General features: G+C 55.1%; 11 protein-coding genes. 2 read left to right on the top strand and 9 right to left on the bottom strand.

The window, feature by feature from the left end; genetic code table 11:
- Positions 1-227 precede the first annotated feature (227 nt).
- Positions 228-884 carry an invasion associated locus B family protein gene (locus tag ACU0FH_RS23980; RefSeq protein ID WP_238371372.1) on the top strand — a complete coding sequence of 219 codons (657 nt, stop codon included), beginning with the start codon at positions 228-230 and terminating at the stop codon, positions 882-884.
- 51 nt (positions 885-935) lie between these two features.
- On the opposite strand, the gene ACU0FH_RS23975 is transcribed toward ACU0FH_RS23980, so the two are convergent.
- From ACU0FH_RS23975 to ACU0FH_RS23960, 4 genes are read right to left on the bottom strand one after another with little or no spacing between them, the layout of a single operon-like run.
- Positions 936-2144 carry a beta-ketoacyl-[acyl-carrier-protein] synthase family protein gene (locus tag ACU0FH_RS23975; protein WP_446197196.1) on the bottom strand — a complete coding sequence of 403 codons (1209 nt, stop codon included), beginning with the start codon at positions 2142-2144 and terminating at the stop codon, positions 936-938.
- Between the two features lie 19 nt (positions 2145-2163).
- Positions 2164-2421 carry an acyl carrier protein gene (locus ACU0FH_RS23970; RefSeq protein WP_238371374.1) on the bottom strand — a complete coding sequence of 86 codons (258 nt, stop codon included), beginning with the start codon at positions 2419-2421 and terminating at the stop codon, positions 2164-2166.
- A 35-nt stretch (positions 2422-2456) separates the two neighbouring features.
- A complete protein-coding gene (lpxD, locus tag ACU0FH_RS23965) occupies positions 2457-3545 on the bottom strand; it encodes a UDP-3-O-(3-hydroxymyristoyl)glucosamine N-acyltransferase (protein WP_446197195.1) in 1089 nt (362 codons plus the stop codon).
- Positions 3546-3582: 37 nt separating this feature from the next.
- A complete protein-coding gene (locus ACU0FH_RS23960) occupies positions 3583-5205 on the bottom strand; it encodes a L,D-transpeptidase family protein (protein WP_446197194.1) in 1623 nt (540 codons plus the stop codon).
- A 330-nt stretch (positions 5206-5535) separates the two neighbouring features.
- On the opposite strand from ACU0FH_RS23960, the gene ACU0FH_RS23955 reads away from it, so the two are divergent.
- Entirely contained in the window at positions 5536-6105 is a 570-nt protein-coding gene (locus ACU0FH_RS23955; protein ID WP_088634528.1) for a YcbK family protein, read from the top strand.
- 78 nt (positions 6106-6183) lie between these two features.
- On the opposite strand, the gene aroQ is transcribed toward ACU0FH_RS23955, so the two are convergent.
- The 5 genes from aroQ to trkA all read right to left on the bottom strand — a co-directional run bounded on the left by aroQ (position 6184) and on the right by trkA (position 12115).
- Positions 6184-6621: a type II 3-dehydroquinate dehydratase gene (gene aroQ / locus ACU0FH_RS23950; protein WP_446197193.1), complete on the bottom strand. Its 438-nt coding sequence runs from the start codon at positions 6619-6621 to the stop codon at positions 6184-6186.
- 948 nt (positions 6622-7569) lie between these two features.
- Positions 7570-8841: a GTPase HflX gene (gene hflX / locus ACU0FH_RS23945; protein WP_446197281.1), complete on the bottom strand. Its 1272-nt coding sequence runs from the start codon at positions 8839-8841 to the stop codon at positions 7570-7572.
- Positions 8841-9080, bottom strand: a complete 240-nt coding sequence (gene hfq / locus ACU0FH_RS23940; protein WP_008204623.1) for an RNA chaperone Hfq — start codon at positions 9078-9080, stop codon at positions 8841-8843. Before hfq ends, hflX begins: the two co-directional genes overlap by 1 nt.
- 122 nt (positions 9081-9202) lie before the next feature.
- Positions 9203-10735, bottom strand: a complete 1533-nt coding sequence (locus ACU0FH_RS23935; protein ID WP_446197192.1) for a TrkH family potassium uptake protein — start codon at positions 10733-10735, stop codon at positions 9203-9205.
- Positions 10736-10738: 3 nt separating this feature from the next.
- A complete protein-coding gene (gene trkA / locus ACU0FH_RS23930) occupies positions 10739-12115 on the bottom strand; it encodes a Trk system potassium transporter TrkA (protein WP_238371380.1) in 1377 nt (458 codons plus the stop codon).
- Positions 12116-12506: the final 391 nt, after the last annotated feature.

Raw genomic sequence — 12506 nt, 5'->3', positions numbered from 1 at the left:
ACCGGAACAAAGCCTTCTCGTAACGTTCCGACAATAACTAAGTCGGCCAGTCCGACGGGGAGCACAAATAGTAAGGAGATCCTCTCGGGTCTCCTTATTCTTTTGAGGGTCAGCCTGGAACCTCCCGCAAGTCTAGAGCCGAAATGCGGCATTTGCGCGACCTATGGCCCTGACAGTGGCGCGAAGGCATGCTAATGGCAGTCAGTCAGTTTAAACACAGGTTCACCATGTTCAAAAATCTCTCTTCTCTCACCCTTGTTACCATGACGGCGCTCGTCGCGACGCCGCTTTGGGCGCAACAGAGTGAAACGACCACGACACCGACAGAGCAAGCGCAAGAAGAGCCAGCCCAATCCGAAACCGGAACAAGCCCCGCCACATCCGGCGAAGCTCAGCTTGATCTTGGGCAGACGGTGACCGGCGAACCCGAGCTGGGCCAGCGCTATTCAAAAGAGACTTTCGACGATTTCGAGCTCGCCTGCATCAAAATCGAAGCGGACAAGGACCCCTGTTCGCTCTTACAGATCCTCGAAGATGACAACGGCAATCCAGTGGCCGAGTTTTCACTTTTTCGGATCAGCAATGGGTCGCAAGCCGTCGCCGGTGCGACAGTCATCGTACCGCTGGAAACCCTGCTGCCTGCGCAGCTGACCATTGCAGTAGATAGCAACCCGGGTAAGCGGTACAACTATTCCTTCTGCAATCCGATCGGATGCGTTGCGCAAATTGGACTGACACAGGCAGATGTAGATGCGTTCCGCCGTGGCAGCACCGCGAAAATTTCGCTCCGCCCGGCGCCTGCCCCGGATCAGGTGGTCGAACTGGAAATGTCGCTGAAAGGCTTTACCGCCGGTTATGATGCTGTGGACGTAGTTTCCCAGTAAACGCCTTGGATCGTGGACACGAATGGGTGCGCCAAGCGGCGCGCCCATTTTTTATATCCTGCGAATTGCCAATACGGCGTTCAGACCGCCAAACGCGAAAGCATTGCTGAGAGCCACGGATACGTCTGCGTCTCGCGCTTCATTCGGAACGACATCCAGCGCACATTCGGGATCGGGCTCTTCATACCCGATAGTTGGCGCAATGACGCCATCCCGGACAGCCATGATGCAGGCCAGCAGCTCGACGGCACCGGTGCCGCCGATCAGATGGCCATGCATGGATTTGGTCGACGAGATCATCAGCCGGTCAGCGTGAGGCCCAAAAACGCCCGCAACCGCAGCACATTCCGTCTTGTCGTTCGCAGCTGTACCAGTGCCGTGGGCATTGATGTAGCCCACTTCGTCGGAGTTGAGCTTTGCGTTGCGCAGGGCCCCCGCAATCGCCCGTTCCGCCCCTTGCTTGGATGGCATGACGATGTCGGAAGCATCGGATGACATCGCGTATCCGATCACTTCGCACAGGATTTCCGCACCACGTTTCTTGGCGTGCTCATACTCCTCGAAGACGAAGATGCCAGCCCCCTCGCCCTGTACCATGCCATTGCGCCCTAGGCTGAACGGCCTGCATGCGTCTTTGGACATGACGCGAAGACCTTCCCAAGCTTTGACGCCACCAAAGCACAGCATGGATTCCGAACCGCCCGTCACCATTGCGGGCGCCATGCCTGACTGCACCATCGCAAAAGCCTGGGCCATGGCATGGTTTGAAGAGGCACAGGCGGTCGACACGGTAAAGCTTGGACCCTTCAGGTTGTACTCCATCGATACATGGCTTGCCGCTGCGTTGTTCATCAGTTTCGGTACGACAAATGGATGAACCCTGTTCTTGCCGTCTTCGTAAACGCTACGGTAATTGTCGTCCCAGGTGCTGACGCCGCCACCTGCAGTACCAAGAACGACCCCGGATCTGGCTGCAAGTTCGCCAGAAAAGACAATGCCAGCCTGATTGATGGCCTCTTTCGCTGCCATCAGCGTAAACTGCGTGAAACGGTCATAGAGGGCCATCTGCTGGCGATTGAATAGCCCTTCGGTCTCAAACCCGATAACCTGCCCGCCGATCTTGATCGACAGGCGATCAACGTCTCTGAAATCCAACGGCCCGATCCCGCAATGACCGTCTTTCATGGCCTGCATGGTTTCGGCTACGGAATGACCAAGCGCATTGATCGTACCCGCGCCAGTTATCACCACGCGTTTCATGGGATCATTTCGCCTTGGGTCACGTCTTTTCGACCATCAATTCTTTGATGCCATTGACGATGGATTTCACGTTGGAAATGTCGAAATCGCTTTTTGTGGGTTCATTCGCGTTGAATGGAACCGAAATGTCGAATTCTTCTTCGATCGCGAAAATGCATTCGACCAGACCAAGACTATCGATACCAAGATCTTCGAGTGTACTGTCGGGCGTAACGTCGGAGGGTTCCAGTACGGCTTGTTCCGCAATGATCTCGATGACTCTATCCTGAATACTCATAAGAGAGCTCCTGGCTTGATGTATCCCTAGCTGACTTACTTGCTCGACTCGCTTTTGAAAACCGCCTTTTTAAGTTCCGCAAGGTCCGAAAGAAATCGGGGCAAACGTCGTTGCGCCTTGTAAACCTCTGTAAAGCTTTCCATTTTTACGGCTGGGTAGCCCATCATCACACGTCCGGCAGGTACATTCGACAAGAGCTTGGTTCCACCGGCCGCAACGACTCGGTCGCCCACCGTTATGTTGTCCGCGACGCCGCTCTGGCCCCCAAGAACGACGTTGTCGCCAACGACCACCGATCCAGCGACGCCTGCCTGCGCACAGAGAAGACAGTCACGTCCGATGCGGACATTGTGGCCCACCTGAACAAGACTATCCAATTTGGTTCCCGAACCTATTTCCGTATTTCGGATGGTGCCATTATCGACAGTCGAGTTCGACCCGACTTCGACGTTGTCGCCGATGGTTACAGACCCGAGCGAGTGAATTCGCTGCCAAGCCTGAGGCTGAGCATCCCCCTGATCGCCCAGCGATTTACGGGCATTTTCCACTCCGGAGACTTCGGGGGTGACAAATGAGAAACCGTCCCCGCCAATCCGTACACCCGGCTGCGCAATGAAATCCGATCCAATCTGGGCCCGTGCGCCGATGCTGACCATCTCGCGAAGAAAGGCGTTCGGCCCTAGTTTCGCGTCGGCTCCGATAAAACACTGAGGTCCGATAACCGAGCCATCGCCGATGGCGACCCGCGGACCGATAACCGTGAAGGCACCAACGGATACGTCGCGGCCCAATTCAGTTGTTTCATCAATGACGGCGGTCGGATGAATGCCCGGCGAAAACCCCTGGCCCGGGTCCAGCATCCGCGTGATTCCCGACATCGCCATTCGCGGTCGACTTACAAAAATTGCGGCCTTCAGTCCCAGGCCTTGCCAATCCGCACCTTCCCAGAGCATCGCGGCGAGAGCGGTGCCGTTGCCCAACTGTTCGGCATAGGCGGGGGACATCGCCATAGCGAGATCATCGGCGGTCGCGAGAGACGGCTCGGCGGCGCCTTTTATCGTGAGGGAAATATCGCCTGCGGCCTCTGCCCCAAGCGATTTTGCGATTTCCTGGACCGTGTACATTGGCGGACCTTTTTGCAGATGCAATCAGGTCCGTTCATTATCCCTGAACGGAAGACAAGGCCACCCCTGCCTCGCTCAGCGCATCCCATATCCCAGCATCACGACCGTAGACATCCCGGCGAAATTCGACACGGCCTTTGTCAGAGATGACAGCCGTGCGATAGATCAAATGAACCGGCAGAGGCTTTTCCAGATTGATCTTCGTTTCGGTTCCGGTGCGAAGAACGCTTTGGAAATAACCCCTTGGGTCATCTTCCTGAAGCGACAAAAGAGCATAGGCGAAATCGAAAGGATCGGCCAGGCGAATACATCCATGAGAGAACGCGCGTGTTTCCCGCTTGAACAGACTTTTCTGAGGCGTATCATGGAGATAGATGTTGTATTTGTTGGGAAACATGAACTTTACCAACCCCAGCGCGTTGCTGTTGCTCGGCGGCTGCCTCATGTCGAACGGAAAGTTTCGAGCGGTGAACTGAGTGAAATCCATCGCTTCACGATTGACGCGCTGACCGCGCCGATCCGTAATGATAAGATGCCTGGCAGCGTTCGGGTTCTTTTGCAGCTGCGGCAGGTATTCCTTTGTCATGATCGACCGCGGGACGTGCCAGCTTGGGTTGACGATCATATGTTCCATTACGTCCGAAAACTCGGGGCTACGACGGTCGCTCGAATTCTGCCCAATCACGGATTTTGTTTTGAAGACAACTTCGCCCTGATCCACGATTTTTGCCGAAAAATCGGTGAGGTTGACCAGAACATGACGCTCGCCGCGCTCCATGTTTGTCCAGCGTTCACGCTCCAGTGCGACAAGAACAGACTGCAGACGTGTCTCGGCCGAGGTGTTGATTTCATCAAGGGTACCAGCACCGGCGACACCGTCTTCGGCGAGGCCATGCGCTGACTGGAAAGCGATGACAGCTTGCTGAAGCTTGGTATCGTAGGTCATCGAGGCAGTACGCTCCATGTACCCCATTGCTATCAGTCGATTGCGGAGCGCTACGACCTGAGGACCACCATCGCCGGGTTCGAGTTTGCCACTGGCAACCTTAGCACCCCAGGTCCCTTGTGCGATCACCTCTTCAAGCCGGATCTTCGCTTTCATAAGGTTGAGGTATTCTGAAGTCGACGGGGGCAGCGAATTCATAAAGGCGCGGGGCTGCGTATTGGAGAAGGTCGCGAGCAGAGTTTTGGGATCCCGGTACTGAACTTGGCGCACGATGCCGCTGTCGATCCGCGACGGAACAAGAATGCCTGTCTGAACATCACGCGCATACTTAAGGAACATGTTGGTCAACGCCACTTCGACGAGACCGATGTCGCGGGTGGTTCGGGCATCTTTCATCTGCTGCACAAGCCCCGCCACGTCGTAGCGACTGGCTGGCAGACCATGGTTTTCTACGCTGGTCAGCGCTTGGAAAAGAGCCGATCGACGCTCAACAAATACATCGCCCGCACCGGTCCAAAGCGGCGTATAATTCGCTTCACGGTAGAAACTCGCAATCGTGGACTGATCATATGCTGCTTCTGCTACCGCCTGTTTGAACGCTGTAACCTGAGCATAAACAGGCGATACCAGCAAACCCAGCGACAGTGCGACCGCACCGGCAAAAACCGCGAAGCCGCCACATGATTTAGCAGGGCAAGTAGTGATCATTCTCATAGTCCTCAATATCTTGTAGGTCTCAATTAGCATCGTTTCCCGCACATGACAGGACAAAAGCATCCGGTAATTGTCTATTCACATTCTCAACAGGTCATTAAAATCTCGGTCCGGCGGTGCAGCAGTGCATCATTTATCCAACAGGTTCCAAACAAAAGGTGGCATGGGCAAGAATTCGCCGAAAACCATCCCTGTATAAACTTCGCGTCATTCCGGAGTTGGCGGATAAGAACACCTGTGCAATAAATCACTCATCATCTGGGGTGGATGACTTAAACAGGCACGTAACATCGTGCACAGGCAGACTAACGTACGGGACATAGCAGTAAAATGACTGAGGAAAACCAATCGGGGTTGACCCGACGTGCCTTGCTCGGCGCGTTCGCGGCAACCACTCTAGTAGCAGCGCCAACCTATTCCAAAGCAGCGGGATTCCTTCGTGGTGGCGGCGATATTCGCCGGGTTCGGATGTATTCGGGCCGCACCGGTGAACGTATGGATATGGTGTACTGGATCGACGGCGACTACATCAAAGATGCATGTCGCGAAATCAACCACTTCATGCGTGACTGGCGCAACGATCAGACCGTCGGAATGGACCTGCGGACCGTGGACATCATGGCAGCAGCGCATAATCTTCTCGATGTGAACGAACCCTACATGTTGCTGTCGGGCTATCGCAGCCCCCAAACGAACGCAATGTTGCGGTCGCGTTCTCGCGGCGTTGCGAAAAATTCTCTCCACATGAAAGGTCAGGCCGCTGATCTGCGTCTTGCGTCGCGTTCGGTGAACCAAATGGCAAAAGCCGCTCTGGCCTGTCGGGCTGGCGGGGTTGGCCGTTATTCGCGGTCCAACTTTGTCCACATGGACTGTGGCACCGTTCGCAGCTGGGGTGCCTAAGACGGCGACTTGTTGAATTGCCCGGCAAGGGTTGTCTTGCCAGGCAAGTCCGTTTGCGCCGGGATGAGTGCGGCCGAGTTATGATCTTGTTAAACTAATGATCCTGCGCAGGGCTGCCTCGTAGCCCTCGGTCCCCAATCCGGCAATCACACCATCGGCGCGAAGCGAAACGTATGAATGATGCCGGAAACTTTCACGCTTATGAACATTGGAAATGTGGACCTCGATCACCGGGCCTTCGAACGCGTTTAACGCGTCGAGAATTGCCACGGAAGTATGGGTAAACGCAGCCGGGTTGATGACGATACCGCACGCCTTGTCCCTGGCCTCATGTATCCAATCGATCAGCTGGCCTTCGTGGTTCGATTGCCCCATGAAAATCTCGTAATCATCCACTAAAAGGCTTTTGCAATTCTGTTCGACATCAGAAAGCGCTTCAGTCCCATAGATTTCGGGCTGACGTTTACCCAACAGGTTGAGGTTCGGGCCGTTCAGGACATAGATCAGCTTGGACATGAAAGGTTGCTTTCCAACGAATGAAACTTCCGGCGAAAACTGGCAGGAGAGAGAAAAAGGTGCAAGCGCCTATACTTGCTACTGCGGCGTAACCGAGAACGAATGTGTTCGGAAACCCCTGGTCGGTAGGATACCCTGAGGTGTCAGCTACGGATACGCCGACGGCTAGGCCGCCGCGGGCAAATAGAAAGTCGAAGAGCGTTCCGTTTTTGTGGAAAACCCTGGCTTTAGCTTTGATGCGCAACCCTCCCTGAGTGAGGAGAAGGATGCCTGTGATTTGGATTCCATATTACGGAGGCTTAAGCCATTCGGTAGAGAAATCCCGAATGCCCCCGTCCTAACCTGATGTTGGAACAGAAGCTATAGCCTCATCTAGGTTTCCGATTGGCAGGTCCAAGAGACAAGCCAGATCACCCAGCGTTTTGACAACAGAGGAACCTCCCTGAGCATCAAGCATGCGGAAATCCTCGTTACTCCCGGCGTTGGATGCGAACCGTATGTCGAATATTGCAAAGGCTTCGCTGCCTTTCTGAGCAAGGACGACGGCTGCCGCTTCATTTCAGAAGCGCCGTTCCTGTCGATTCACCTGAGGGCTGCCGAGCTGGATAACGTCTCATCGTACAAGGATGACATTGAGCAGTGAGACATTTCCATGGCCTCTATACGCGCTCATAAACGGACGTCGGCGTTGATCTCAATTCCCATGACAAAGCGTCGCCTAGGCTCCGATCAGGGCAAAGGGCGAAGCTATTGTTGACCATCCGCTTATGTCTGGATAACAAAATCCGTTCGCTAAGTCAGGCGCGATGAACAGATAAGATCAGCAGCGGCGCAGAGTTTTCTGCTCCAATGATGCACCGCTTTTTAAAGCTATTTCTCTCGGTTTCTCATGGCTGGGCATTGCGGCATTGCCGCGCCAGTAAGGCAGATCGTTTTGACCAACGCCGATCAAAGAGCGTCGTATCTGGCCTTTTGCACATCCGACCACAGAACCCGAATTTCGAACCCGTTCTCGGTCTGTGATTCTTCTTGAACCACGTCTTGCTCAAACAGCCACGCCCGGCGACGTCCATCCTCAAAGTTGAGATGCAACACAGTTTCGGTTCTGGCGTTCTGTAACTGATCGGCGATCTCATCCAGAAGGTCGGAGATGCCTTCGCCGGTCAGCGCCGAAACAGCAAAGATTTTTTCATCACGTGCGGCGCGCGCTCTCAGAGCGTCTCTTTCATCGCCGTCAAACTGATCGATCTTGTTCCACACCTCGAGCAAAGGCCGCTCAGAACTGACGCCAAGAGTGGACAAGATGGACAGAACGTCCCTTGCCTGCTCTTCGCTGCCCGGATGCGCAATATCGCGTACATGTACGATGAGGTCAGCGCCGAGGACTTCTTCGAGCGTCGCCCGGAAGGCCGCGACCAGTTCCGTCGGCAGATCGGAGATAAACCCAACCGTGTCCGACAAAATGACTTCAAGGCCATTCGATAGCACGACCCTACGCATCGTCGGATCAAGCGTTGCGAAAAGCATGTCCTTGGCCATGACACTGGCGCCGGTCAAGTGATTGAACAGCGTCGACTTTCCGGCGTTTGTGTAACCGACCAGCGCAACAATCGGATATGGCACCTTAGCACGCGCCGCCCGGTGTAGACTGCGTGTCTTTACGACTTTATCCAGTTGTCTCTTCAGGCGCACTATCTGAGTATCGATGGCACGACGGTCGGCTTCGATCTGAGTTTCCCCTGGTCCACCGACAAACCCCAGCCCACCACGCTGACGTTCCAAGTGCGTCCACGCTCGTACCAGCCGCGTTCGTTGATAGCTGAGCGCTGCCATTTCAACTTGCAGAACGCCTTCACGTGTTCTTGCTCGATCGGAAAAAATCTCAAGGATCAATCCTGTGCGATCGAGGATCTTTACCTTCCACTTGCGTTCAAGATTGCGCTGTTGGACTGGCGTGACAGGGCCGTCGATTAGAACCAGTTCAATTTCGTTTTCACTGAACCGCAGTCGCAGCTCTTCAATCTTTCCAGAACCGAACAACAGGCCCGCATGCGCCTTTGGCAAAGGCACAACTTCGCTGCCGATAACTTCGAGATCGGGCAATGCAACGGCCAAACCTACGGCTTCGTCGAGAGCAGGTTGAGCCTCTCTGCGATCGGGATCGGATTTTATATCCGGGTGCAATACCCACGCACGGGTACTGACACGATCAAGCTCCATCAAGAGGCGTCTTCGCCCTCGTAAAGACTGATCGGCTGAGCCGGCATGATGGTTGAAATCGCGTGTTTATAGACAAGTTGCGACTGTCCATCCCGGCGCAGCAGGACACAGAAGTTGTCAAACCAAGTGATAACTCCCTGAAGTTTTACGCCATTGATCAGAAAAATCGTCACTGGCACCTTGGTTTTGCGAACGTGGTTCAGAAATGCATCCTGAAGGTTCTGTCTGTCCGAAGCCATTAAGTTAATCTCGCCCTTGTTCTTATCGCGCGCTGCGTATCGGCCCGCCCGTCGTTCGCTCAATTATGAAGGGTGCCGAAGGGAGTTTCCACCCAAAAAGTCAGTTGCTTACGAAGTCGCGCTCAGCGGCGCCACAAATCAGGGGTCAGGAGCGCCACGATTGCCAGCGTTTCCAATCGGCCAAGGACCATCGCCGCACAAAGCACGCCTTTTGCACCGTTATTCAAGTCGATAAGGCTGATCGGCACGTCTGATGCACTTTGAATCAAGGGACCTGTGGTCGAAAGCGCTGCGATGCTGAGCACCAAAGCCTGTTCAAATTCGACCCCAAGCCCCGCCAGAATCACGAGAATCAGTGAAAAGGACAAAGCAAAGAGCATGAAGAAAATCCACGCGATGAAGGCGCCGTCCTTCTGGATGCGCTTGCTACTTCCCCTTTCGCGACTGATTGAATGGGGGTGAACGAGACGTTCCATTTCGCGAAGACCGTTGAGATAGAGTGCATAAACTCTAAGCAATTTGACGCCGCCAGCCGTCGTGGCGACACCGCCACCGACTAGGGCTAGCCCCATGAGAATCAAGCCCGGGGTCGGAAGTCCGGACCACGCTCTTGCGCCTTCCCAGTTCGCCGATTCAAACCCTGTCGTCGTGAGGTAGCTCATGACGGTGAACATTGCGCCCCAGAACGCTGCGAGAGCCGAAACCGTATCTTCCCCCGCGTTGCTGTCGAGCGCCCCCCACCAGTGACGCAGAAACAGCAGAACCGGCACGACCAACACGATCAACATGCCAACACGAAATTCCGGGTCACGGTCGAGACGGGCATATCCTCGAAGCACCGTATCAGCCGAAAAGGTCAATCGCGATAGAGCAAAGAACATGAACAGAAAAAGGATCATTTCGCCCGCGATGCCAGCCTGTGCGCCTTCCATGCCACCGACCGGCGAAATACCCGACGTCGCCATGATGGACATGGCGTGACACAGGGCTGGCAGTGACCTTTCCCCCAAGGTGAGCAACAAAATCCATATGGCTGCCGTCAAACCAGCGTAAATCGGTGCGAGGGTCAGTGTCACCCTTACGAGACGTTGCCGGGGCTCCGCTCTTAAAACCTCGCGCTGGCCGATACCTCGGCCGGGCTCCCCTTGGGCAGTCACTTCGAATCCGCCAAGGCTGAGCGGAGCAAGGATCGCCGATGCCGCGATCCACATAAGTAGCCCCCCGAGCCAGCCGACTTCGGCACGCCAGAGATGAACGGAAGATGGTAGCCGGTCAAACGGGCTGTTGAACATTTCCGCACCCGTCGTCGTCAGCGCACTGACCATGTCCATGTAGGCGTCGAGGAAACTTACCGTTCCGAGCGCGTCATGCATCGGAACGGCCAGATAGATCGGGAGCAGTACAAAAGTCGCAAGCAAGGACAACAACTGGCTGATCGGGCTGTGACGGGATTCTTTCCCGCCTACGGCCAGACCTATCAACGTGACTGCAATCAGACCAAGTAACCCCGCGTAAAAGAAGGATCGCGATGCAGGGTGATTGTCCAGCACGACCGCGTGCGAGGCAGGGATGAACATTGCAATGGCTGCGATTCCCCAGATCAGCAGGAACAGAGGCAGACGCAACAGAAAGTTCGGGGCGGCCTGGGTGCGCATCGTCTAGAAGAAGTCGATTGAGACCTGAAGCAGTCTCTCGACTTCGGGCACGTCCGCGGTCATGGCGAAAATCGAGACGACATCTCCCGCCTCGATGCGGAGATTGCCAGTCGGGCGACGCAACTCGCCGTCACGCAAAACGGCCCCCAATAGAACGCCCTCCGGGAAATCGATGTCCCGGATCGCCTGACCAGCCATGGGAGAGGTTGACATGACCTCGGCTTCGATGACCTCGGCTTCGGCATCTCCGATGGAATAAACCTGTCGCACGCGGCCATGCCGGATATGTCTGAGGATTGAGCTAACCGTCGTGGCCCGCGGGTTGATATACGCATCAATACCCAATGGTCCCATCAATGGCACAAGAGTTGGGTCGTTGATCAATGCGATTACGAACGGACACCCTTCGGCCTTGGCGCGCACAGCAGCAAGCATGTTGGTTCGGTCGTCGTCGGTAATGGCCAACATAGCATCGGCCCTCGAAATCCCGGCTTCGCTTAGCAATGCCCGGTCCATGCCATCGCCGTGCAGAACGATAGTCCTTTCCAAGGATTCGGCCGCGCGTTCAGCATTTGCGCGGTTCTTCTCAATCATCTTGGCGCGCACGCGACCCTGTCTGTCCTCCATCGCACGCGCGACAGTAAGCCCGACGTTCCCGCCTCCTACAATCACGATACGATCTTGTTTCTTCTGACTTTTGCCGAACACTTCCAGAGTACGAGAGACATCGTCGACCTGAGCGAAGACATAGCATTCATCCCCGACAAAAAGCTGATCATTCGGCTCGGGTGCAAAGAGCCGCTTGTCACGGCGAATGCCGACGACAATGGCGCGCAGGGTTGAGAAAAGGTCGGTTAATTGACGCAGCGGTGTGTTGACGACCGGGCAATCCTCCTGAATCGAAATCCCGAGAAGCTGCGCCTTTCCGTCCATAAAGGTTTCGGTATCAAACGCAGCCGGTGCTGAAAGTCGTTGCATCGCGGCGGCCGCGACTTCTCGTTCCGGTGAAATCACGACATCAATGGGCAGGTGGTCCCGACGGTATAGATCGGAATAGATGGCTGTGAGATAGGACTGCGCCCGAAGCCGAGCGATTTTTCGGTTTATCGAAAACACCGAATGAGCAACTTGGCAGGTCACCATGTTGACTTCGTCAGAGTGAGTTGCCGCAATGATCATGTCAGCATCCCGAGCCCCTGCCCGTTCAAGGACATCCGGATAGCTAGCAAAGCCTGCGATGCCCTGAACATCAAGCGTGTCGGTCGCCCTTCGGACCAGATCCGGGTTATTGTCTACGACGGTAACATCGTTGCGCTCGCCCGAGAGGTGGCGCGCAATCTGCCAGCCAACCTGTCCTGCCCCGCATATGATGACTTTCATACCCTATCGCCCTTTGGCCCGGTCAGTCACAGAAACCTTTGCATGACAGAAGGTCCAAACACGGTCAATTCAATTGTCACACATGAATTTGAGAGGCATTATAGACACATGAAGAAAGTGCTCAAAGTGGTAGCTGCCTGTGCAGTGTTATCGGGATGCGGTCCTGTTTCAATGTATTACCAACCGGGCGTGGCCGTTTCACGGTTGGATACGGATCACACGAATTGCGAGGTTTCCGCCCTTCGCGATGCCCCGGTTGCCAATCAGATCCGGCGTGATCCGCCGATATTCATTCCGTCCAGAAGTTACTGCAACTCGGCAGGCAGTTGCTACACACGGCCTGGCTATTGGGTGCGTGGTGATATCTATACAGTCGATGTGAACGCGGGAC

The sequence above is a fragment of the Heliomarina sp. genome (genome assembly GCF_052826185.1).
This window is presented reverse-complemented; position numbering and strand designations above follow the sequence as displayed.

Excerpts from the sequence above, each read along its gene's own strand:
- ACU0FH_RS23975 (WP_446197196.1), bottom strand. The coding sequence starts at position 2,144 with ATGAAACGCGTGGTGATAACTGGCGCGGGTACGATCAATGCGCTTGGT.
- hflX (WP_446197281.1), bottom strand. The coding sequence starts at position 8,841 with ATGGAGCTTGATCGTGTCAGTACCCGTGCGTGGGTATTGCACCCGGAT.
- ACU0FH_RS23935 (WP_446197192.1), bottom strand. The coding sequence starts at position 10,735 with ATGCGCACCCAGGCCGCCCCGAACTTTCTGTTGCGTCTGCCTCTGTTC.
- ACU0FH_RS23970 (WP_238371374.1), bottom strand. The coding sequence starts at position 2,421 with ATGAGTATTCAGGATAGAGTCATCGAGATCATTGCGGAACAAGCCGTA.
- lpxD (WP_446197195.1), bottom strand. The coding sequence starts at position 3,545 with ATGTACACGGTCCAGGAAATCGCAAAATCGCTTGGGGCAGAGGCCGCA.
- aroQ (WP_446197193.1), bottom strand. The coding sequence starts at position 6,621 with ATGTCCAAGCTGATCTATGTCCTGAACGGCCCGAACCTCAACCTGTTG.
- trkA (WP_238371380.1), bottom strand. The coding sequence starts at position 12,115 with ATGAAAGTCATCATATGCGGGGCAGGACAGGTTGGCTGGCAGATTGCG.
- ACU0FH_RS23960 (WP_446197194.1), bottom strand. The coding sequence starts at position 5,205 with ATGAGAATGATCACTACTTGCCCTGCTAAATCATGTGGCGGCTTCGCG.
- ACU0FH_RS23980 (WP_238371372.1), top strand. The coding sequence starts at position 228 with ATGTTCAAAAATCTCTCTTCTCTCACCCTTGTTACCATGACGGCGCTC.
- ACU0FH_RS23955 (WP_088634528.1), top strand. The coding sequence starts at position 5,536 with ATGACTGAGGAAAACCAATCGGGGTTGACCCGACGTGCCTTGCTCGGC.
- hfq (WP_008204623.1), bottom strand. The coding sequence starts at position 9,080 with ATGGCTTCGGACAGACAGAACCTTCAGGATGCATTTCTGAACCACGTT.